At 70.7% G+C, this 21,029-nt stretch carries 19 protein-coding genes; 8 read left to right on the top strand and 11 right to left on the bottom strand.

The features are described 5' to 3' along the window. Nucleotides 1–19 precede the first annotated feature (19 nt). Together AXZ95_RS01165 and AXZ95_RS01160 are read left to right on the top strand one after the other, a co-directional pair. Entirely contained in the window at nt 20–1,408 is a 1,389-nt protein-coding gene (locus tag AXZ95_RS01165; protein WP_018189158.1) for a glycine--tRNA ligase, read from the top strand. Between the two features lie 64 nt (nt 1,409–1,472). Further along, nucleotides 1,473–4,052 carry a DUF2156 domain-containing protein gene (locus tag AXZ95_RS01160; protein WP_018189157.1) on the top strand — a complete coding sequence of 860 codons (2,580 nt, stop codon included), beginning with the start codon at nt 1,473–1,475 and terminating at the stop codon, nt 4,050–4,052. Between the two features lie 37 nt (nt 4,053–4,089). Here AXZ95_RS01160 and AXZ95_RS01155 read toward each other — a convergent pair whose 3' ends face one another. Both AXZ95_RS01155 and AXZ95_RS01150 read right to left on the bottom strand, forming a co-directional pair. After that, entirely contained in the window at nt 4,090–4,347 is a 258-nt protein-coding gene (locus AXZ95_RS01155; RefSeq protein WP_018189156.1) for a type II toxin-antitoxin system RelE/ParE family toxin, read from the bottom strand. Then, nucleotides 4,344–4,607: a type II toxin-antitoxin system Phd/YefM family antitoxin gene (locus AXZ95_RS01150; RefSeq protein ID WP_018189155.1), complete on the bottom strand. Its 264-nt coding sequence runs from the start codon at nt 4,605–4,607 to the stop codon at nt 4,344–4,346. Before AXZ95_RS01150 ends, AXZ95_RS01155 begins: the two co-directional genes overlap by 4 nt. Nucleotides 4,608–4,689: 82 nt before the next feature. Here AXZ95_RS01150 and AXZ95_RS01145 point away from each other — a divergent pair, with 82 nt between their 5' ends. Continuing rightward, nucleotides 4,690–5,748: an NAD-dependent epimerase/dehydratase family protein gene (locus tag AXZ95_RS01145; protein WP_018189154.1), complete on the top strand. Its 1,059-nt coding sequence runs from the start codon at nt 4,690–4,692 to the stop codon at nt 5,746–5,748. Here the strand turns inward: AXZ95_RS01145 and AXZ95_RS01140 are convergent. After that, nucleotides 5,712–6,872: a PrsW family glutamic-type intramembrane protease gene (locus AXZ95_RS01140; RefSeq protein ID WP_018189153.1), complete on the bottom strand. Its 1,161-nt coding sequence runs from the start codon at nt 6,870–6,872 to the stop codon at nt 5,712–5,714. The two genes, AXZ95_RS01145 and AXZ95_RS01140, sit on opposite strands and share 37 nt — an antisense overlap. 121 nt (nt 6,873–6,993) lie before the next feature. Here AXZ95_RS01140 and AXZ95_RS01135 point away from each other — a divergent pair, with 121 nt between their 5' ends. The 3 genes from AXZ95_RS01135 to AXZ95_RS01125 all read left to right on the top strand — a co-directional run bounded on the left by AXZ95_RS01135 (nt 6,994) and on the right by AXZ95_RS01125 (nt 10,456). Further along, nucleotides 6,994–7,395: a hypothetical protein gene (locus tag AXZ95_RS01135; protein ID WP_018189152.1), complete on the top strand. Its 402-nt coding sequence runs from the start codon at nt 6,994–6,996 to the stop codon at nt 7,393–7,395. Nucleotides 7,396–7,411: 16 nt separating this feature from the next. Beyond that, nucleotides 7,412–9,388 (top strand): M13-type metalloendopeptidase, encoded by a 1,977-nt coding sequence (locus AXZ95_RS01130; RefSeq protein ID WP_018189151.1) that lies wholly within the window; start codon nt 7,412–7,414, stop codon nt 9,386–9,388. 159 nt (nt 9,389–9,547) lie between these two features. Then, the gene (locus AXZ95_RS01125; protein WP_018189150.1) at nt 9,548–10,456 is read left to right on the top strand and encodes a serine hydrolase; all 909 of its coding nucleotides are present in this window, start codon (nt 9,548–9,550) and stop codon (nt 10,454–10,456) included. 13 nt (nt 10,457–10,469) lie between these two features. Here the strand turns inward: AXZ95_RS01125 and AXZ95_RS01120 are convergent, their stop codons facing one another. From AXZ95_RS01120 to AXZ95_RS01095, 6 genes are all read right to left on the bottom strand, one after another. Continuing rightward, the gene (locus AXZ95_RS01120; RefSeq protein WP_231374292.1) at nt 10,470–10,889 is read right to left on the bottom strand and encodes a hypothetical protein; all 420 of its coding nucleotides are present in this window, start codon (nt 10,887–10,889) and stop codon (nt 10,470–10,472) included. Between the two features lie 37 nt (nt 10,890–10,926). Next, complete coding sequence (locus AXZ95_RS01115; RefSeq protein WP_018189148.1) at nt 10,927–11,400, bottom strand: MarR family transcriptional regulator; 474 nt, start codon at nt 11,398–11,400, stop codon at nt 10,927–10,929. A 14-nt stretch (nt 11,401–11,414) separates the two neighbouring features. After that, nucleotides 11,415–13,109, bottom strand: a complete 1,695-nt coding sequence (locus AXZ95_RS01110) for an ABC transporter permease subunit (RefSeq protein WP_018189147.1) — start codon at nt 13,107–13,109, stop codon at nt 11,415–11,417. After that, nucleotides 13,106–14,041, bottom strand: coding sequence for an ABC transporter ATP-binding protein (locus AXZ95_RS01105; RefSeq protein WP_026306994.1), 936 nt, complete (start codon nt 14,039–14,041; stop codon nt 13,106–13,108). The genes AXZ95_RS01110 and AXZ95_RS01105 overlap by 4 nt, the downstream gene beginning before the upstream one ends. Before the next feature lie 69 nt (nt 14,042–14,110). Continuing rightward, nucleotides 14,111–15,157, bottom strand: a complete 1,047-nt coding sequence (locus AXZ95_RS01100; protein ID WP_051087264.1) for a hypothetical protein — start codon at nt 15,155–15,157, stop codon at nt 14,111–14,113. A gap of 106 nt (nt 15,158–15,263) precedes the next feature. After that, a complete protein-coding gene (locus AXZ95_RS01095; RefSeq protein WP_018189144.1) occupies nt 15,264–15,899 on the bottom strand; it encodes a hypothetical protein in 636 nt (211 codons plus the stop codon). Between the two features lie 69 nt (nt 15,900–15,968). On the opposite strand from AXZ95_RS01095, the gene AXZ95_RS01090 reads away from it, so the two are divergent. After that, nucleotides 15,969–17,309, top strand: coding sequence for an MATE family efflux transporter (locus AXZ95_RS01090; RefSeq protein ID WP_018189143.1), 1,341 nt, complete (start codon nt 15,969–15,971; stop codon nt 17,307–17,309). A gap of 74 nt (nt 17,310–17,383) precedes the next feature. Here the strand turns inward: AXZ95_RS01090 and AXZ95_RS01085 are convergent, their stop codons facing one another. Further along, entirely contained in the window at nt 17,384–18,592 is a 1,209-nt protein-coding gene (locus AXZ95_RS01085) for an amidohydrolase (RefSeq protein WP_018189142.1), read from the bottom strand. Nucleotides 18,593–18,596: 4 nt separating this feature from the next. Continuing rightward, nucleotides 18,597–19,688, bottom strand: coding sequence for a LacI family DNA-binding transcriptional regulator (locus AXZ95_RS01080; protein WP_018189141.1), 1,092 nt, complete (start codon nt 19,686–19,688; stop codon nt 18,597–18,599). 69 nt (nt 19,689–19,757) lie between these two features. Here AXZ95_RS01080 and AXZ95_RS01075 point away from each other — a divergent pair, with 69 nt between their 5' ends. Further along, nucleotides 19,758–21,020: an MFS transporter gene (locus AXZ95_RS01075; protein ID WP_018189140.1), complete on the top strand. Its 1,263-nt coding sequence runs from the start codon at nt 19,758–19,760 to the stop codon at nt 21,018–21,020. The last annotated feature ends 9 nt before the right edge of the window (nt 21,021–21,029 follow it).

Raw genomic sequence — 21,029 nt, 5'->3', positions numbered from 1 at the left:
GCACCGCACAGGGAGCACCATGGCCGCACCGTCGAGACTGGATTCCGTCATCACGCTGGCTCAGCACCGTGGATTCGTCTTCCCCTCCGGAGAGATCTACGGCGGAACCCGGTCGGCGTGGGACTACGGTCCCCTCGGCGTCGAGCTGAAGGAGAACATCAAGCGCGAGTGGTGGAACTCCTTCGTGCGCGGCCGCGGCGACATGGTGGGCCTCGACTCGGCCATCATCCTGCCGACCGCCGTGTGGGAGGCGTCCGGCCACGTCCAGGTGTTCAGCGACCCGCTGACCGAGTCGCTGATCACCCACAAGCGCTACCGGGCCGACCACCTGTTCGAGGCGTACGAGGCCGAGCACGGCCACCCGCCGGCGAACGGCCTCGACGACATCCCGGACCCGGATCACCCGGACAAGGTCGGCCAGTGGACGCCGATCCGGCAGTTCTCTGGCCTCATGAAGACCTACCTCGGCGTCGTCGACGACGAGTCCGGCCTGCACTACATGCGGCCGGAGACGGCGCAGGGCATCTTCACCGACTTCGCCTCGGTGCTGCAGACCTCGCGCAAGAAGCCGCCGTTCGGCATCGGCCAGATCGGCAAGGCGTTCCGCAACGAGATCACGCCGGGCAACTTCATCTTCCGCACCCGCGAGTTCGAGCAGATGGAGATCGAGTACTTCGTCGAGCCGGGCACCGACGAGGAGTGGTTCGAGACCTGGATCGACCTCGCCTGGGAGTGGTTCACCGATCTGGGCATCAAGCCGGACAACATCCGCCGGTTCGAGCACCCCAAGGAGTCGCTGGCGCACTACTCGAAGCGCACCATCGACATCGAGTACCGGTTCGAGTTCGTCGGCAGCGAGTGGGGCGAGCTCATGGGCGTCGCCAACCGCACCGACTTCGACCTGAAGACGCACATCGAGCACTCCGGCAAAGACCTGAGCTACTTCGACCAGAACAAGAACGAGCGCTACGTGCCGTTCGTGATCGAGCCGTCGTTCGGTCTGACGCGCGCGCTCATGGCGTTCCTGGTCGACGCCTACGACGAGGAGCAGGTGCCGAACGCCAAGGGCGGCACCGACAAGCGCACGGTGCTGCGCCTCGACCCGCGCCTCGCGCCGGTCAAGGTCGCCGTGCTGCCCCTCTCGCGCAACGAGGCCCTGTCCCCGCTCGCCCGCGGTCTCGCCGACCGGCTGCGCAAGCGCCGCAACGTCGACTTCGACGACTCGGGCGCGATCGGACGCCGGTACCGCCGGCAGGATGAGATCGGAACGCCGCTCGCCGTCACGGTCGACTTCGACTCGCTCGAGGACGACGCCGTGACGGTACGCGACCGCGACACGATGCAGCAGGAGCGCATCCCGCTCGAGGGACTCGACCGCTACCTGGCCGAACGACTCCGCGAGATCTGACCCGCGCGGGCTCCGACATCCTCTAGCCTGTCCTCGGACCGAGCCCAGTGTGACGGAGGCCCGAATGAGCGACGCAGACACCGACCGGACGACGTCGACGCCCCCGAGCTCCCCCGCGCCCGAGGGGTCGGCCGAGGCGGCTTCCGAGCAGCGCGGCGACGGCTTCGGGCGGATGCTGACCCGCTACGGGCGCATCGCTCCGGCCAGCATCGCGCTGGCGGTGGTGGTGCTGGCGACCTCCATCGTCACCGGGACGCTGTGGAGCGCCGCGACCGTCGGCGGTGACGCGCTCGTCTGGGCGGCCGGCGTCACCACGACCATCCGGGCCGGCTTCTGGTGGACCCCGTTCACGGCGCTCTTCGTGCCGGAGGACCTCGCGCAGACGATCATCGCGGTCGTGCTCGCCCTCACGGTGATGGCCGCGGCGGAGCGGCTGATCGGCACGGCCCGCACCGTCCTCGCGTTCCTGGTCACCGGAGTGCTCGGCATCACCCTCGGCGTCCTGCTGCAGTGGGGCGCGGCGAACGTCGGCGAGCTGTGGGCGACCGCCACCGAGTTCGATTTCACCCTCGACCCGACGGTCGGAATCGTCGGCACGCTGATCACGGCGAGCGCGTTCGCCAGCGCGCTGTGGCGCAGGCGCATCCGGCTGCTCACCTTCGCGGTCGTGCTCGTCTTCGTGCTCTACAACGGCGACCAGAACAACGTCTACCGGCTCATCGCGGCCCTGCTCGGCCTCGGCTTGGGCGTCCTCCTCCGCCGAGGCGGCCTCCGTCGGCTGCACCGCAGCTCGCACGCCGAGACGCGCACGCTGGTCGCCGCCATCATCGCCATCACGGCGTTCGGTCCGCTGCTCGCCCTGCTCCCTCCCGGCGGGTTCGGCCCGCTCTCGTTCGTCGCCGCGCTGTTCGAGCGCCCCGAGGTGGATGTCGCCGCGGTCATGGCGCGCTGCGACGTCTCGTACACGAGCAACTGCCGCAGTCAGCTGCTCATGGTGTCGGTGCAGGGCCCGGGTCCGCTGCTGCTCTCGATCCTGCCGTTGGCCCTGCTGCTCCTCACGGCCATCGGCCTGCGCCGCGGCCGCCGGTTCGCCCTGATCCTCGGCATCGCGGTCAACGCGGCCATGCTGCTGCTGCCGTTCACCGCGCTCGGCGGCGACGTCGACCTGGATGTGCAGAGCATCGACGCTCTCGCTCCCGCCCTCGAGGTGCTGCTGTGGCTGCTGGCCGCCCTGCTGGTTCCGATCGCGTCGATCGCGCTGCTGATCGCCACCCGCCGGCAGTTCCAGATCCGGTCGCCGCGCGAGGCCGCCGTCCGCTTCGCGATCATCGTGTTCTGCACCTTCGCGCTGCTCGCGCTGGCCTACCTGATCGCCGGGCTCGCCTCCCTCACCGAGTTCGTGCCGGACGCCACGGTCGCCGATGTGTTCTCCTCGGCGCTGCGCCGCTTCGTCCCGGCCGGCTTCCTGTCGCTGCTCGGCACGCCGATCGTGCCGACCTCCCCGATCGTGGTCGTGCTCTACCACTGGGTCGGACCGGTGTTCTGGATTGTGTTCATCTTCGCCACGCTGCAGCTGTACCGCGCGACGTTCACCGGACGCACCGTGGCAGACGAGGAGCACTTCCGGTCGCTGCTGCGCCAGGGCGGTGGCGGAACGCTCGGCTTCATGGGCACCTGGCCGGGCAACGTCTACTGGTTCAGCTCCGACGGCGAGTCCGCGATCGCCTACCGGGTCATCAACGGGATCGCGATCACCCTCTCCGACCCGGTGTGCCGGCCGGAGCGTGCGGAGCGGACCATCGCCGAATTCGTCCAGTTCTGCGACGCCAACAGCTGGACGCCGGTCTTCTACAGCATCCACGGCGAGTACCTCCCGGTCTTCGACGCTCTCGGCTGGCCGACGATGTCCGTCGGCGAGGAGACGCTGATGCACCCGCAGACCTTCGACCTCGTGGGCAAGCCATGGCAGAAGGTGCGGCAGGCCCACAACCGCGGCGTCAAGGCGCGCATCTCGACGCTCTGGACGACCTGGGACGACCTCTCCCCGCTCATCCAGACGCAGATCACGGCCGTCAGCGAGCAGTGGGTCTCCGAGAAGGAGTTGCCCGAGATGGGATTCACCCTCGGCGGCATCGACGAGCTCAAGGATCCGGACGTCCGGCTGTACCTGGCCTTCGACCCCGACGGCGGTCTCCAGGCCGTCACCAGCTGGCTTCCGAGCTGGCGCGACGGCCGGGTGGTCGGCTACACGATCGACTTCATGCGGCGTGCGGACGGCTCGATGTCGGGGATCATGGAGTTCGTCATCGCCTCGGCCGCCCAGCACATGCGCGACGAGGGCATCGAGGTGCTGAGCCTGTCGGGCGCACCGCTCGCCACGAAACCGCTCGACGACGAGGACGCGGAAGATCCGACGGCGATGGACCGGCTGCTCGCGTTCCTCGCCCGAACGCTCGAGCCCGCCTACGGGTTCGCCTCCCTGTTCTCGTTCAAGAGCAAGTTCAACCCCACCTACGAGACGATCTACATGGCATACCCGGACGCGGTCGCGCTCCCGGCGATCGGCAACGCGATCGGCAAGGCGTACCTGCCGGACGCCAACGCGCGTGAGTACGTCACCCTCGCGCGTACCCTCATCCGGTGACCGGCAGCAGCGCCTTCGCGACGCGTCACAGGCTGCGTCAGCGCTCGTAGACCTCTCGGCGGTGGCCGGCGTGGACGATGACGATGGTCAGGATGCTGTCTTCGATCCGGTAGAGCACACGGTAGTCGCCGGTTCGGACGCGCCATTCAGGCCGCCCGGTGAGCTTCTTCGCGGCCGGCGGGCGGGGGTCGTCACCGAGCAACTCGATCGCGGCAGCCACGCGGGTGCGGGCCTCAGGTGGAAGCTTACGGATCGCCCGTACCGCGGCCGGCAGCAGCTGGACCGTGTAGCTCACAGATTCAGGCCGAGATCGCGCTTGACGTCCTCCCACGGAACGGCGACCTCGTCGAGGTTTCTCGTCTCGTCCCACGCGGCGTCGACGGCGCGGATGTCGGCGAGCTCCTCAGCGTCCTCCAGGAGGCGCTCCAATTGTCCCGAGTCGATCACGGCCGCGACCGGCCGGTTACGGCGGGTAAGGTACACCGGCTCGGATCGCGCTTCGTCGATGATCGACGCGAGCTTGCCGCGAGCTTCCGAGATGGCAACATGACTCATAGATCAAAGCGTACACAAATGTACAAAATCGAGCAAGTTGTTCTTCCCACCTCGGAGCGCCTCCCCGGGGTACGGTGACCGCATGACCGCCACGACGCGTACCGCCATGATCATCGGCGGCACCGGACAGATCGGCTCCGCGGCCGCCCGGCGCCTTGCGCTCGACGGCTGGTCGGTGCTACTCGCACACCGCGGACCGCACCGCGGCGACACCGACCTCGCCGACCTGGATGTGACGAGCATCCGGCTGGACCGCGAGGACACCGACGCGCTGCTCGACCGCGCGCGCGGCCACGACCTCGTGCTCGACACCGTCGCATACGAGCCGCGGCACGCCGACCAGCTCGCGCAGCTGGCCGGAGACGTCGGATCGCTCGTCGTGATCTCGACGGGCTCGGTGTACGTCGGCGCCGACGGCGGGTACCTGGATGTGGTGACCGGGCCGGACGACTTCCCGCGCTATCCCGTCCCGCTGCGGGAGAGCGATCCGACCGTCGACAACGACAAGCGGACATACTCGCCGCTCAAGGCCGCGATGGAGCGTCGGCTGCTCGCCGTCGACGATCTGCCGGTCAGCATCCTGCGCCCTGGCGCCATCCAGGGGCCGTTCAGCCCTGCGCTCCGCGAGTGGTACTTCATCAAGCGCGCCCTCGACGGCCGGAAGCGGATCGTGCTCTCCGACGACGGGACCAACCGGTTCAGCACCTCATCGACGGTGAACATCGTCGAACTCGTCGCCCTGTGCGCCGCGCAGCCAGGCAGGCGCGTGCTCAACGCGGTGGACCGGGACGACCTCAGCGTCGCGGAGATCGCGCGGATCATCTTCCGGGCACTCGATCACGACGTGGAGATCGTCGCGTTCCCCGGGCCCCCGATCGATGGCGTCGGCAGCACGCCGTGGACGGTCGCGCATCCCCTGCTGCTGAGCATGACGGCGGCGACCGTCGAGCTCGGCTACCGGCAGTCGGTGACCTACGCCGAAGCCGTGGAGTCCACGATCGACTGGACCGTGCGCGAAGTGCTCGCCGCGGAGCGTCGGCAGGAGACGTGGGAGGCGGTGTTCCCGAACCTCGTCGAGCGGGCGCGGACCGACCGGTGGTTCGACTACGCCGCCGAGGACGCGTTCGTCGCCGCGCGCTGATCCGCCTCCTGCTGGTCCGACGCCTCCTGCTGCGCTGCCTCCTGCTCCGACCTGCGCCGGATCCTCCGCGCGATCAGCAGCCAGGTGACCCCGCTGGCCACGACGAACACGAGGTCGAACAGCAGGATGGCGCCCCCGCGAGCCGCCGCCGGCCACGGCACGTTCTGCGCCAGCCACGCCGCCCCGTTGAACATCCCATGGGCCGCCGCGACACCGAGGTACGCCAGGACGACGCCGAACGTCACCCGGAAGCGGCCATTGCGCGTCGCACCGAACACGGCCGCGGCGAGGAGGGCGGTGAACACCGGGTGCAGGAACGGGCCGGTGAGCTCCCTCCCGATCGCCGTCCCGACGAACACGCCGAAGCCGAGCGGCGAGTCCTGCCCGCGGGCGAACGCCTCCTGCAGGTAGCTGAGGTTCTCGATGACGCTGAACCCCAGCCCGACGGCACCGCCGACGAACAGCCCGATCCGGGCGTTCTTGACCGGCAGCCGGAGGGCCAGAAGGATCGCCGCGGTCACCTTGACCAGTTCCTCCACCACGCCGGCGAGCACCAGAGGCAGCCCACTCGGGTGCGACGACGTCCCGCCGCTCAACACATTGATCAGGGTGTTGATCGGGGCCGCGACGAGCGTCGCGGCCAGGCCACCGACGCCCGCGATGATGACGAGGCGCGACGCGGACAGCCCGTCGGCGGGCTTCAGCCGGTAGGCCATCGTGTAGAGGATGGCCGCTGCCACCGTCGCCGCTCCCGTCACCAGGAGGAACGGAGAGAGCACCGCCGGTCCGTCATCATCCGCGTGCGGTGCGATGGCGTTGAACAAGAAGCTGAAGCCGAACAGCCAGAGCCAGATGAAGACGCTGGAGCCGGCGAAGATCCACCCGCCGAACCGGCCGATCCACTTGCGCGGCGGCTTGGGCTTCTTAGGGGGTTGGACGGGCTGCGCCTGAACGGGATACGTGTAGGCGGTCCACTCCGCCCCGCTCCACCAGCGCAGCGAGCGCGCGTCGTACGGGTCGCCGTACCAGCCGGGAGGCGGGGTCCACGCGGGCGCGGTCTGGCCGGCGGAGCTGTGGTCGGCGGAGCTCTGGCCGGCAGAGCTGTCGGACGGTGCGATGGTCACCGGGCAAGCATACGAATTCCGCGCCCGCGGCACGCCTCCCCGTCCGGGCGACACGGCGAGCCTGCGGCGACGCGCCGGGCCGCCCTGACATCCTGGATGCTGAACACCAGGAGGAAACACCATGCGCTTCACCACCCCGCGCGAGAAGACGATCGTGATCGTCGTCCTCCTCGCGGTGACCCTGGTGCTCGTGCTGCTGTTCGACGCCCTCCACTCGGAGCCCGCATCCATCGTCCTCACCGTGCTGCAGACGCTCGGGTGGTACCTCGTCACGCGGGTGTTCCGCGGCCCGGGTGAGCCGGTGGCCGCCGCGAGACCCTGGTGGCGCATGACCAACCGGCCGCTGCTGAGCGGTGTGCTCGCTGCCGGCTACGGGCTGCTCGCCATCGTCAACATCGTGCTGTCGTTCGCCGGATTCGGCAGCCTGTCCGGAACCGTGTCGATCCTCGCCGAGCTCGCGCTGGCCTCGCTCTTCGCGCTCTCGTTCCTCCGGCTCAGCTCGGTGGCCCGCGCCACCGCCTGACCCGTAGGCTGGGCGCATGACGCTCGACTCCGGCATCCGCACCGACGAACTCGACCCGGCCGTCCGTCCGCAGGACGACCTCTTCCGGCACGTGAACGGGAAGTGGCTCGAGGCCACCGAGATTCCGGCCGACAAGGCGCGCTGGGGCTCGTTCATGATCCTCGCCGAGGAGTCGGAGACCGCCGTCCACGAGATCGTCGAGAAGGCGCAGAACGCGCCGGAGGGCACCGAGGAGCGCAAATTCGGCGACCTCTACACGAGCTTCATGGACGAGGAGCGCATCGACGCTCTCGGCGTGGAGGCGATCCGCGACGAGCTGACCTTCGCGGAGGGCGTCGACAGCATCCCGAGCCTGCTGCAGACCGTCGCGAAGCTGGAGCGTCGCGGCCTCGGCGGGTTCTACCAGCTGTTCGTCGACAACGACCCCGGCGACCCGGGGCGCTACCTCGTCTTCCTCGAGCAGGCGGGCATCTCGCTGCCGGACGAGTCGTACTTCCGCGAAGAGCGCTTCGCGCCCGTCCGCGAGGCCTTCGTCGCGCACATCCAGAAGATGTTCGAGCTCGCCGGCTACGACGACGCCCCCGAGCGGGCCCAGCGCGTGTTCGACCTCGAGACCGCGATCGCCGGCAAGCACTGGGACAACGTCGCCTCCCGCGACTCGGAGAAGACCTACAACCTCTACGACTGGGCCGACGCCAAGGCCGTGTTCACCGGCGGAGCCGCCGACGGACAAGCCGCCGACCTCGACGTCTGGGCGGAGGCGCTGGACGCCCCGCAGGGAGCGCTGACCGAGGTGGTCCTCCGCCAGCCGTCGTTCACCGCCGGGCTGGCGGAGCTCCTCACCGACGACCGCCTCGAGTCGTGGCGCGACTGGCTGACCTGGCAGGTCATCCACGGCGCCGCCCCCTACCTGTCGGGCGACTTCGTCGAGGCGAACTTCGACTTCTACGGCCGCACGCTGACCGGAACCCCGCAGATGCGCGTGCGCTGGAAGCGCGGCGTCTCGCTGGTCGAGGGCGCGATGGGCGAAGCGGTCGGCCGCATCTACGTCGAGCACCACTTCCCGCCCGCAGCCAAGCAGCAGATGGACGAGCTGGTCGCCAACCTGATCGAGGCGTACCGCCAGAGCATCCGCACCCTCGACTGGATGGGCGAGGAGACCAAGGAGCGCGCCCTCGACAAGCTCGAGAAGTTCACGCCCAAGATCGGCTACCCGGTGAAGTGGCGGGACTACTCGCGTCTCGAGATCGACCCGACGAACCTCGTCGGCAACGTGCGCGCCGCCGCGCTCTTCGAGTTCGAGCGCGAGCTGGGCAAGATCGGCTCGCCGATCGACCGCGACGAGTGGTTCATGACCCCGCAGACGATCAACGCGTACTACAACCCCGGCTTCAACGAGATCGTGTTCCCCGCGGCCATCCTGCAGTTCCCGTTCTTCGATGCCGACAGGGATGCCGCAGCCAACTACGGCGCCATCGGAGCGGTCATCGGGCACGAGATCGGCCACGGCTTCGACGACCAGGGCTCCAAGTTCGACGGCGACGGCCGCCTCGAGGACTGGTGGACCGAGGCGGACCGTGCGGCCTTCGAGGAGCGCACGGCCAGCCTGATCGAGCAGTACAACGCGCTCGCCCCGGCCCAGGTGCCCGAGCATCATGTCAACGGCGCCCTCACCATCGGAGAGAACATCGGCGACCTCGGCGGCCTCGGCATCGCCTGGAAGGCCTACCTGCTCTCGCTGAACGGCGAAGAGCCCCCCGTCATCGACGGGCTCACGGGCGCCGAGCGGTTCTTCCTCTCCTGGGCGCAGGCCTGGCAGCAGAAGGGCCGCGACGAGGAGGTCATCCGCCTGCTGGCGATCGACCCGCACGCGCCGAACGAGTTCCGCTGCAACCAGATCGTCCGCAACATCGACGCCTTCTACGACACCTTCCAGGTCGGCGACGGCGACCGGCTGTGGCTTCCGCCGGCCGAGCGCGTCACCATCTGGTGAGCCGGCGACCGTCGAGACGTGCCGCTCCATGACCCCCGATCACGGGGTAACATCGTCCCTGTCGTCGCCGCGGGCACCCCTGCGGCCCCGACCGCGGGGCCGGTGCACGGTCGCCGCAGTTCCGGTACACCGCACTCGGAAGAAAGACCCAGCGACACAGTGACGATCCAGGCGCAAGAGTCCTCACGGAGGGCCCGGCAGGCAGCCACCCGCCGCGGCCGTCACCGCGCGCCGGGATCGACCGAGACCTTCAGCCGCGGGTTCGACGCACTCGGCCGGCTCGCCGTCTCGGGGGTGCAGGTCTCCGCCCGGGCGACGGATTTGTCCACCGGCGCCGTGCTGTTCTCGGTCGACGATCACGTCGTCATGCCGACCGCGAGCATCGGCAAGGTGCTGCTGCTGGTCGAGGTGGCGGCACGCCTGCAGTCCGGTCAGCTCAGTCCGCTGGCGCACCTCGACCGCGACACCCGCGACATCGCCGGCGAGTCCGGCATCTGGCAGCACCTGCACGTCCCGTCCCTCCCGGTCGCCGACCTGGCCGCCCTCGTCGGTGCAACCAGCGACAACCTCGCCACGAACGTGCTCCTCCGTCGGGTGGGTCTCGAGGCGGTCAGCGCTCGCACCGAGTCGCTCGGGCTGACGCGCACGGCCCTCCTCGACCTGGTGCGCGACCACCGCGGCCCGGACGACGCCCCGCAGCTCTCCGTCGGCAGCGCGAACGAGCTGACCTGGCTGTTCTCGGCGCTGGCCCGCGGCGAGATCGTCAACCCGGCCACCAGCCAGCGGGTCATCTCGTGGCTGTCTCTCAACAGCGACTTCTCGCTCGTCTCCAGTGCGTTCGGCCTCGACCCGCATTCCCACCGCCACCCGGAGCACGGCATCCTGCTGGTCAACAAGACGGGGACGGATGAGGGCGTGCGCAGCGAGGTCGGCGTGCTCCGCGGCCCGCGTTCCGGGGTCACCTACGCCGTCTCGACCTACTTCGACGACACGAGCCTGCCCGAGCGCCTGGCGGTCATCGAGGGGATGCGCGCGGTCGGCCTCGACCTGCTGGAGTACGTGTTCTGAATCGCCGCCCGGCTCACGCCGACGTCGAGGGCTCGATGACGAGCGACCCGGTGCCGAACTCGAGCACCAGTTCGCCCTCGGCCGAGAAGCGCGCGACGAAGACCGTCTCCCCGCGCAGGTCCGCCAGAGCCTGGCGGTGACCCGGCTGGCCCGCTCGAAGAATGGACGAACCACGGACGACCGTCGGGAGCCGATCCACCGTCATCACCTGCGTCAGGTCGCCCTCGAAGACCAGCTGCGGGACCTCGCCGCGGTAGCGGACGGTGTCGAACGTCGTGCCGGTGAGGGCGTCGATGCGGGCAGTCGCCCGGGCCACGGTGTCGGCCGCTTCGGCAGCCGAGCGGCGGCGGCGTACGACCACGACGATGAAGGCCGCGACGGCTGCGGCGCACAGGCCCACCGTCGCCATCCCGAGGTCGGCTACCGGTGGCACGCGAACAGCATAACGGCGCGGCTCCGACCGAGTGCGGTCACTGCTGGCGGGCGCTGCGCACCTGCTCCCACTCGGCGATCATCCCGGGAAGGCGGCCCTGGATGAAGCGGTAGAACCCGGCCATGTCGCGCAGCCGCTCGGTCGCCGGCGAATCCGGGTCTCCGACCGCCGCGAGGCCCGCTTCCGCCTGGTCGGCGAGCACACCGTAGATGGGGCTGTTGCGCACCATGAGGGCGTACCAGTCGCTCGGGATCTCGTACCGGTCGCGCCGGCTCCCGGTCTGCGAAAGACGCCGGATGATCCCCAGGGTCTGCAGGTAGCGGACGGCTCCCGAGATGGCCGCCGGGCTCACCTCGAGGCGCTCGGCGAGCTCGGCGGCCGTCAGCCCGGGCGTCTCCGTCACAGTGAGGGCCATCAGCACGCGCGCCGGCATCTTCGGGAACCCGGCGGCCGTCAGTACGGCAGCGGAGTGCTCCATCACCTCGGCGAGCGCCGCCTCGTCCTGGGCCATGGGCACCGTCCCGTCTATCCGATCGCGAAATCCCGGCGGCGGATCAGGGCCGCGGCGCCGACGAGCGCGACGACCGTGATGCCGAGCATCCAGTATCCACCGGTCCAGTCGACGTCGCCGACAACGACCGGCGCATCCGCGAACGGCGAAAGGTGCCGCACGCCCTCCGGCAGCTTGACCAACCCGCCGAAGATGCCGACGAACGCCCCGAGTCCGAGCGCCGCCCAGCCGACCGGGGCCGTCCAGCTCGGGACGAGCACGAACACCAGCGTGAGCACCCCGAGGTAGACGAGGGCGACGGGCACCTGCGCCGCGGCGGCCGCGAACGAGTCGCCGAAGGTGGATGCGCCCTCTCCCGCGGCGACTGCCGACAGCCCGGAGGCGATGGCCCCCGCGAGCAGCACAGCCAGCACGGCGATGACGCCGACGGCGACGTACGAGAACAGCCACCGCATCCGGGTCACCGGGGCCGACATCACCAGTTCGGCCGTGCCGGAGGCCTCCTCCTGCCGGAGCCGGATGACCGTCTGCACCGCACACGCCGCCGCGAGCACACCGATGATGGAGAAGATCGCGGAGATGAACAGCTGGGTCAGCGGACCGGAACCGCCACCGCCGATGCGGCCGATCGCGTCGCGGATGCCCGAGAGCGCCGGGTTGTCGGCGATCGAGCTGTTGATGACGCTGCCCAGCGCGCCCGCGAGAAGGCCGCCGAGGGCTCCACCGATCGTCCAGCCGAGCACGGTCGGCCACTGTAACCGCCACGCGAGGCCGAAAACGCCGCCGAGTGTCGGGCGCGCGGTCGCGCGACCGGCCCGCTCCGGGATGAGTCCGGCACCCGAGTCACGGACGGCCTGCAGCCCGAACACGGCGGCGATCAGCAGGACGGCGAGACCGAGCTGCAGGAGCAGTGGCCGCCAGTCGTCACCGGTGTACGGCGCGAACTGCTCGCCCCATCCGATCGGGCTGAGCCAGGTGGGCCACGCGGAACGCAGGTGCGTCCCGTCGCCGAAAGGCGTGCCCATCGCATCCCCGATCCCGCGCACGAGGTAGGCGAGGACGACGACCGCGGCCGCGAAGCCGTTGGCGCCGCGGGAGGTGCTCATCAGCTGGGCGAGCAGCAGGCCGACCGCGAAGAAGGCGAACCCGGCCCCGGCGGTCGCAGCGCCGGCGACGAACGACCCGTACGCCGGGAGCCCGCCGCCGATGAATCCGAGAGCCGTCAGGAGGGCGAGGGCAACATTCACCGCGAGAGCATGCAGAACCGTCGCGGTGGTCGGCAACAGGCGCCCCGCGGGCGTCGAACCGACCAGCTCGGCACGGCCGGACTCCTCCTCCGCTCGCGAATGGCGGACGGCCAGGAAGGTGTTCATCAGCCCCGCGAGCAGGGCCAGGAACGTGTAGATCTCGAAGAAGGCGACCGCCGCCAGCGACGTGCCCTGCGGCAGCCCCCGGAGCACGATGATGGTCGGGTCGGCGATCGCGAGGCGGATCAACTGCGCGCGCGCGTTCGCGTCCCCGTAGGTCTGATCGATGGCGGATGCCGAGAACATCGCAAGAAGGGCGATGCACAGGAGCCAGATCAGGATCTGCCAGCGGTCGCGGCGCAGGCGCTGGCGCATCAGCGCACCGAGGACGGCGCCCGCGGTCGCGCGGGGGACGGCCTCGCCGGTGCGCGCCGGACGGTCCGGCGCGGTGGTCGTGCTCATCGTGACGCCCCGACACGTTCGTCGGCGGTGACGTCGTCGCCGTAGTGACGGAGGAACAGCTCCTCCAGCGACGGCGGCGCGACGGTGAGGCCGCGCACCTCCAACCGGGAGAGCGCGCCGAGCAGCGATGGCACGGCGTCGCTGTCCGCCGTGAACCGCACCCGGCCGCTGACCACGTTCAGGTCGTGCGTCGCAGGGAGGGCCGCCAGCGCATCCTGTGCGACGCCCTCCGCGCTGAACGAGAACTCGGTGCGGGTCAGGTGGCGCAGCTCGTCGAGGGTCCCGGTCTCGACCGTCCGGCCGGCACGGATGATGCTGACCCGGTCGCAGAGCTGCTCCACCTCCGACAGGATGTGGCTCGACAGCAGTACCGTGGCGCCCTCCGCCGCGACGCGCTGGATCTCGGCGTCGAACACCGCCTCCATCAACGGATCGAGTCCGCTGGTCGGCTCGTCGAGGATGTACAGGTCGGCCGGCGTCGCGAACGCGGCGACCAGGGCCACCTTCTGCCGGTTGCCCTTCGAGTAGGCGCGGCCCTTCTTGGTCGGATCGAGCTGGAACACGTCGATGAGGCGCTTCTTGCGCGCGGCGTACTGCGCATGATCGGCGGTGCCGCCGCGCAGACGCGCGAGGAGGTCGATCGCCTCTCCGCCGGAGAGGTTGGGCCAGAGGCTCACGTCGCCCGGGACGTACGCGAGGCGGCGGTGCAGAGCGACCGCGTCCTTCCACGGGTCGCCCCCGAAGACGGTGGCGTGGCCGCCGTCGGCCCGGGCGAGACCCAGCAGGACTCGGATCGTGGTCGACTTCCCCGCTCCGTTCGGGCCGAGGAAGCCGTGAACCTCGCCCGGCGTCACCGTCAGGTCGAGGCCATCGAGAGCACGTACGCGGCCGAATCTCTTCTCGAGACCGGCGACGTCGATCACTGCATCCATGGGCGGGATGCTACGCCTTTTTCAGTAATTTGTGAAAGTTGTGTTTTCTGGCGTGTCAGCGCCGCCGTGTCACGCCTGGCCGCACTGGACCGACTCGATGCCCGCGTAGTCGTACTCGGAGGCGCTGTCGGGGATGGTCAGGTCGTACGGGACCCCGGCCTCGAGGTCGACCGTGGTGGTCCACGAGTCGAGCGTCTCGCCCTCCGGGGTGTCGGCGAACGTGGCGGTGACGGTCGCGCCGGCGCAGGTCTGGCCGGGCGTGAGCTCGAAGGTCCAGCCGTCGACGTAGTGGACGTGAACGCCGTCGACGTCGTAGTCGTCGACCTCGGAATCCTCGGAACCGGGGTCGCCGGAGCCCGGGTCCGATGGCTCCTCGGACGGGTCGTCGGACGAGCCGTCGCCCGGGTCGCTCTCGTACGGCGAGGCGCTGGAACTGCTCTCGGCCTGCGCGATCCGGCTGGTGCTGGCGCCGATCGAGACGATGACGAGCACCGCGACCAGCAGGATGGCGAGGCCGCCGACGATCCCGCCGACCGTGATGCCCACGATGGCGCCGGTCGACATGCGCTTGCGGGGTGGCGGGGACGGGTAGCCCTGGTACGCACCGAAGGCACCGGGGCCGTAGCCCGGCGCGGGTTGCCCGGGCTGGGGCTGGCCGGGCTGGGGCCGGCCGGGTTGCGGCTGGCCGGCCCGGGCGTAGCCCTGTTGCGGATAGCCGGGCGTCGGGTAGCCGCCCTGCGCTGCGCCGGGGTATGGCCCTCCGCTCGGCGGCTGGGGGGCCGCGCCGTACGGCTGCTGCGGGGCGAAGGGAGGCTGCGGCTGGGTCGGCGCGCTCTGCGGCGGATACGGCTGCGTCGGTTGAGCGGGCGCGTTCTGCGGCGGATACGGCTGCGCGGGCCCGTTCTGTGGCGGATACGGCTGCGTCGGCGCGTTCTGCGGGTAGGGCGGCTGCCAGGCGGATGCCGCGACCAGCGCATCCCGTGCCGCCGTCAAGGCATCACGGCGCTGCGGGTCACCACCAGCCTCAGCGAGCCGCGCCTGATAGGTGCGCTCCACCTCGTCGCTTGTCGCTCCCGGCGACACCCCCAGCAGTTCTGCCGCCTCGTTCGGACTCACCGCGCCCCCCGTTCAGCTCACGCGTATGGCTCGATCGTAGTGGCGGTTCGCCGAGCCGCGCCCCGCCATTGAGGACACGGCCGGCGCGACCCCATGCGGGAACCGATCAGACGAGCGCCGCGCCGAGCCCGCGCGCCAGCCCGGGAGCATCCCGTCGGCCCGGACGCTCCGCCGTGGCGATCTCGCCGAGTTCACGGATCACCCGGTTGTAGTACGCCGCGGCGACGCCCGTGCGGTATGCGGCGGGCTGCAGGTCTGCCTCGTTGCGCAGACGGATCTCAGCCCGCGCCGCCTCGATCGGTGTGATGATCTTCACGCCCGCGCGGTACCGGATCAGCCGGTGCACCCACTGGTCGAGCGCCTCCGGCAGCCCCTTTGCCACCCGGTCGTGCTCGGTCGCGAGGGAGGTGAGGGAGCGAGCTGCCGACGTGCTCGTCGACCCACCCGCCGACGCCGTCCCGCTCGCGGCGGCCTCTCGCTCGGCCGCTCGCCGGTCCGCTGCCATGACCGACAGGAGGTCGTCGTGCCGGTTGGCCTGCCGCGACAGCACCTCGAGCTCGTCGAGAGCCGTCGCGTACTCCTCCTCGTAGTCGGCGTAGTCGGCCGGATGCGCGGCGCGGTCGTTCACGAGGTCGGTGCGCGCGGTCGCCGCCTGGGCCCGGGTGAGCACCGTGCGACCGTTGCGCACGCGCTCGAGCCGCCAGGTCCAGGTCGCGAGGGGTTCCGGCATCAGGTGGCTCATGGCTCCACTGTAGGAAGGGCCACCGACATCGGTCCGACGACACGACGTCGGCGGCGCGGGCTAGCGTGGATGGTCGTGAGCACCCTTCTCCGCCGCCCGGTCGACCGCGAGATCCTCCGCCTCGCCGTTCCCGCTCTCGGGGCTCTGGTGGCGGAGCCGATCTTCCTGCTGGCCGACTCGGCGATGGTCGGGCACCTCGGGGTCGCGCCCCTCGCGGGTCTCGGCATCGCGAGTGCGGTGCTGCAGACGATCGTTGGGCTGATGGTGTTCCTCGCCTACAGCACGACTCCCGCTGTCGCGCGGCGGCTGGGAGCGGGCGACGAGCGCGGTGCGGTCGCGGCGGGCGTGGACGGCTGCTGGCTCGCGCTCGTGCTCGGAGTGGTGCTCGCCGGCGCGGGGTGGGCGGCCTCGCCGTTCCTGGTGAGTCTGTTCGGAGCGTCGTCCGAGGTCAGCGAGCAGGCGACGCAGTACCTGAGCCTGTCCATGCTCGGGCTCCCGGCCATGTTGCTGGTCTACGCCGCGACCGGGCTGCTGCGCGGACTCCAGGACACCCGCACGCCGCTCGCCGTCGCGGTCGCGGGCTTCGCCGCGAACATCGTGCTCAACTATCTGTTCATCTACGTTGCCGGACTGGGCATCCGCGGGTCGGCGCTCGGCACCGTCGCGGCGCAGTGGGCGATGGTGCTGGTGTACGCGATCATCGTCGCCCGTCACGCCCGCCGGGTCGGAGCCTCCCTCCTCCCCCATCACACCGGCATCGGCCGGACGGCGCGTGCCGGCGGCTGGCTGTTCCTCCGCACGGCGAGCCTGCGTGCGGCCATGCTTCTGGCGGTCTTCGCCGCAACCCGTCTCGGACCGGACGAACTCGCCGCCTTCCAGGTCACGATGACCGTGTTCGCGACTCTCGCCTTCGCCCTCGACGCCCTCGCCATCGCCGCGCAGGCACTCATCGGGAAGGGGTTGGGGGCCGGCGACCTCGAGAACGTCCGTGCGGTGCTGCGCCGGTGCGTGCAGTGGGGAATCGGCGCGGGCGCGGTTCTCGGCCTGGTGACGATCGCGCTGAGCCCTGTCGCGGCGCGCGTCTTCACGAGCGATCCGTCGGTCGCCGCGCTGCTGCCCCTGTCGCTGGCGATCGTGGGCGCAGGCGCCCCGCTGGGCGGGTACGTGTTCGTGCTCGACGGGGTGCTCATCGGCGCCGGAGACGCCCGGTATCTCGCCCTCACCGGCCTCGCGAACGTGGCTGTGTTCGTCCCGCTCGCGGTCGCCGCCGCCGTCTGGGGCGGGCACGATGCGACCGGCCTGGCCGCCCTGACCGCAGCGTTCGCCTTCGGCTACATCGGCGCCCGCGCGCTCACGCTCGGTCTGCGCGCTCGCTCCCGCACGTGGATGCGTGCGGGCGCGACAATCTGACCCTCACGCTTCGGCCGCTACGCCTCCACCGCCGGCGCAGGCGGCACGGGAGCGCCGATGCTCCCAGTGAGCCCCTACGCCAGCCACTCCCGCGCAGCGACCACGAGCGCCCGGACCCCGGTGTCGATCGTCGGCTGCGGAAGCGGCGCGAAGAACGGCGAGTGGTTGGTCGGGATATCGGTGTCGACCGTGCCCGCCGCCATCGCGGTGAGCACCGTCTCCGGGTCGGCCCCTCCGAGCATCCAGTAGACCAGCGGGGCACCGGCCGCCGTCGCGAGATTGCCGACGTCCTCACTGCCGGAGAGCGCGCCGGGGTGCAGCACCCGATCGGCCCCGAACTCGGCCGCGAAGGCCGCGTTGACCCGCTCGGTCGACTCGGGGTCGTTCACAGTGACGGGGTAGCGCTCCCCCCACTCCATATCCGGAGCCTTCGGGGCGCCGGACGCCTGCGACTCCGCCGCGATGACGCGGTGGACGCCGTCCAGCACGCGCTGCCGGACCTCCTCGTTGAAGCTGCGCACACTGATCCCGAGCGTGGCTTCGGCCGCGATGATGTTGTTCTTCGTACCGGCGTGGAGGCTGCCGACCGTCACCACCGCGGTGTCCTGCGGCGAGATCTCGCGCGACACGACCGTCTGCAAGCGCATGACCGTCGCCGCCGCCATCACCACCGGATCGATCGTCGTCTCGGGCCGGGATCCGTGACCGCCGCGCCCGTGGAGCGTGACCTCCATCGTGTCGACCGCCGCCATGGCCGCACCGGGGTGCGCGCCGACCATCCCGGCCGGGTACGGCAGCACGTGCTGCCCCAGCACGACATCCGGAACCGGCACCTTCTCATACAGACCGTCGTCGACCATCACCTGAGCTCCGCCGCCGTGCTCCTCAGCAGGCTGGAAGAGGGCGACGAGGGTTCCGGACCACTCGCCGCGCGAGTCGTTCAGCGCCTCGACGGCACCGAGCAGGCAGGTGATGTGGATGTCGTGGCCGCACGCGTGCATCAGCGGCACGGCGTTGCCCGCCTCGTCGGTCACCGTCTCGGTCGAGGCCCACGGGAGCCCGGTCTGCTCGCGAACGGGGAGCGCATCCATGTCGGCTCGGAGCAGCACGGTCGGGCCGTCGCCGTTGCGCAGGACGCCCACGACGCCGGTCGTGGCGATGCCGGTGTGCACCTCGAGCCCCAGTTCGGTCAGCCGCTCGGCGACGATGCCGGCCGTGCGGTGCTCGGTGAAGGCGAGTTCGGGGTGGGCGTGAAGGTCGCGGTAGAGGGCTTCGAGATCCATGCCGTCAGCCTACGACCGGCGCCCCCGAGGAGACCCGTGGAGCCGCCGTTGTGTTGCCCTGGTGGAAAACGCTCGTGAATGTGGAGGGAATCGGCTCCCCGCCCTCCAGCATCTCGACGACCGCCCGTCCCGCGGCACGTCCCTTCTCGACGGCGGGCTGAACGAGCGTCGTGAGATCGTACGGCCAGAGGCCGTCGACGCGCACGCCGTCGAAACCGACGACGCTGACATCCCACGGCACTTCCAGACCCAGCTCCTCGGCCGCACGGATGACGCCCGCGGCCAACAGGTCGCTCTGGGCGATGACGGCGGTCGGCCGGTGCCGCGCGTCGGCGAGGAGGGCACGGCCGGCGGCGCGTCCTTCCTCCACGAACGACCCGCGCGTGACCCAGCCGGGGGCGTCCGGGAAGACGTCCCGGGCGCCGGCGAGCCGGTCGAGCGCGGTGGTGGAGCTGGCCGCCGCCAGGCGGTCCGGTGTCAGCGGTCCGCGCGCGCGATCACGTGTGAGCGACAGCGTCACCACCGAGACGTCGCGGTGGCCGAGGTCGTAGAGGTGCTGGGCGGCGACGCGGGTCGCCTCCCGGTTGTCCTGACCGATCGTCGGGACGCCGTCGGCCGGGTCTCCCTCGATCGCGACGAGCGGGATGCCGCGCTGGCGGAGAGTCGCCACCGACTCGTCGAGACGCGGGCTGCAGCCGACAAGCACGACCGCATCCATCGGGGCGTCCTCGATCCGCTGCGCGGCCTCGCCGGCGTCGGTGAGGATGAGGAGGCCCGCGTCGATCGCGCCGATCTCCTCCGTGATGCCGTCGAGCAGGGCGATCTTGATGGGGTCGCGGAAGGCGTCGCGCACGCGCTCCTCCATCACGACACCGACGATGCCGGAGCGGCCGCGGCGCAGCGACCGCGCCCGCGGGTCGGGCCCGGCGTAGTTGAGGCGCTTCGCGGCGGCGAGCACGCGCTCGCGGGTGGCGTCGGAGACCGGGCCTGTTCCGGAGAACGCGAGCGATGCGGTGGAGTTCGACACACCGGCCAGGCGGGCGACCGCGGCCAGGGTGGGCCGGACGGCCGCAGGGGCTGTGCTGGGTTCGTTCACGTGTGATAGCTTAGTCGAATCGTTTCGATCGAAACGATTCGAGCAGACGAACCCACAGGAATTCGCCCGATGTCACAGCCGATCTCGACCACCACGCGCTCCCGTCGCGAGCTCACCGCCTGGCGCAACGCGGTCTTCGTCATCTTCATCCTCTCCGGGCTCGCCCTCGCGACCTGGGTGGCCCGCATCCCGGGCATCCGCGACGACCTGGGACTGGGCAAGGACCCCTCGGCGGTCGGGCTCCTCATCCTCGGGATGTCGGTGGGCGCCATCCTCGGCCTCACCGTCTCCTCCCCCCTCCTGGTCCGCTTCGGTCCGCATCGCGGGATGGTCGCCGGCCTCGTGATCGTCGCCATCGGCATCCTGTTCATCGGCTTCGGAGCGACGACCTTCCACTCCATCCCCTCGGTCGCCGTCGGGCTCATCCTGCTCGGCTTCGGCAACGGCATGGTCGACGTGATGATGAACGTCGAGGCCACCGCCGTCGAGCGTGAGATCGGGAAGACGCTTCTGCCGCTCATGCACGCGTGCTTCAGTCTCGGCACGGTGCTCGGCGCAGGGATCGGTGCCGCGGCCGCAGCGCTGGGCGTCGCGGTCGTCTGGCACCTGCTCGGGACAGCCGTGGTCATCGTCGCGATCGCGATCGTGGCCGTCCGCTACATCCCGCGCGAGGCCGAACTCGGCGACGAGGCGGCCGAGAAGGAGCGCATCCCGTTCGGCGAGCGCATGCGCACCTCGCTCGCCGTGTGGGCCGATTGGCGACTCATCCTCATCGGCGTCGTCATGCTCGGCATGGCGTTCGGCGAGGGCTCGGCGAACGACTGGATTTCGCTGGCCGTCGTCGACGGTCATGGTCAGGCCAACTCCGTCGGCGCGCTCGTGTTCGGCTTCTTCGTTGTCGCGATGACCGTCGGCCGGGTCGTCGGCGGCCCGATCGTCGACCGCATCGGCCGCGTCAATGCCATCCGGATCACCGCCGGCATGGGCGCCGTCGGCCTCGTGCTGTTCATCGTGGGCGGCCCGATGTGGCTGGTCGTCATCGGAACCGTGCTCTGGGGCTTCGGCGTCTCGCTCGGCTTCCCGCTCGGGATGTCGGCGGCCGCCGACGGCGCCGCGAACCCCGCCGCACGCGTCTCCGCGGTCGCGATCATCGGCTACTGCGCCTTCCTGGCCGGTCCGCCGCTGATCGGCTTCCTCGGCCAGCACTTCGGCCTCCTGAACGCGCTGTTCCTCGTGCTCGCGCTGCTGGTCGCCGCGTTCCTGGCGGCACCCGCCGTGCGCCCGGTCGACGCACCCACGGAGCGCCGCGCCGCCTCCCCCGACCCCGCCTGATGCCACGCT

It is taken from the genome of Leifsonia sp. 115AMFTsu3.1 (genome assembly GCF_004362795.1).
Taxonomy (GTDB): Bacteria; Actinomycetota; Actinomycetes; order Actinomycetales; family Microbacteriaceae; genus Leifsonia.
This window is presented reverse-complemented; position numbering and strand designations above follow the sequence as displayed.

Bases quoted from the DNA above. Each gene is read 5' to 3' on its own strand.
- AXZ95_RS01165 (WP_018189158.1), top strand. From the start codon at position 20: ATGGCCGCACCGTCGAGACTGGATTCCGTCATCACGCTGGCTCAGCAC.
- AXZ95_RS01160 (WP_018189157.1), top strand. From the start codon at position 1,473: ATGAGCGACGCAGACACCGACCGGACGACGTCGACGCCCCCGAGCTCC.
- AXZ95_RS01150 (WP_018189155.1), bottom strand. From the start codon at position 4,607: ATGAGTCATGTTGCCATCTCGGAAGCTCGCGGCAAGCTCGCGTCGATC.
- AXZ95_RS01145 (WP_018189154.1), top strand. From the start codon at position 4,690: ATGACCGCCACGACGCGTACCGCCATGATCATCGGCGGCACCGGACAG.
- AXZ95_RS01135 (WP_018189152.1), top strand. From the start codon at position 6,994: ATGCGCTTCACCACCCCGCGCGAGAAGACGATCGTGATCGTCGTCCTC.
- AXZ95_RS01130 (WP_018189151.1), top strand. From the start codon at position 7,412: ATGACGCTCGACTCCGGCATCCGCACCGACGAACTCGACCCGGCCGTC.
- AXZ95_RS01115 (WP_018189148.1), bottom strand. From the start codon at position 11,400: ATGGCCCAGGACGAGGCGGCGCTCGCCGAGGTGATGGAGCACTCCGCT.
- AXZ95_RS01110 (WP_018189147.1), bottom strand. From the start codon at position 13,109: ATGAGCACGACCACCGCGCCGGACCGTCCGGCGCGCACCGGCGAGGCC.
- AXZ95_RS01105 (WP_026306994.1), bottom strand. From the start codon at position 14,041: ATGGATGCAGTGATCGACGTCGCCGGTCTCGAGAAGAGATTCGGCCGC.
- AXZ95_RS01095 (WP_018189144.1), bottom strand. From the start codon at position 15,899: ATGAGCCACCTGATGCCGGAACCCCTCGCGACCTGGACCTGGCGGCTC.
- AXZ95_RS01090 (WP_018189143.1), top strand. From the start codon at position 15,969: ATGGTCGTGAGCACCCTTCTCCGCCGCCCGGTCGACCGCGAGATCCTC.
- AXZ95_RS01085 (WP_018189142.1), bottom strand. From the start codon at position 18,592: ATGGATCTCGAAGCCCTCTACCGCGACCTTCACGCCCACCCCGAACTC.
- AXZ95_RS01075 (WP_018189140.1), top strand. From the start codon at position 19,758: ATGTCACAGCCGATCTCGACCACCACGCGCTCCCGTCGCGAGCTCACC.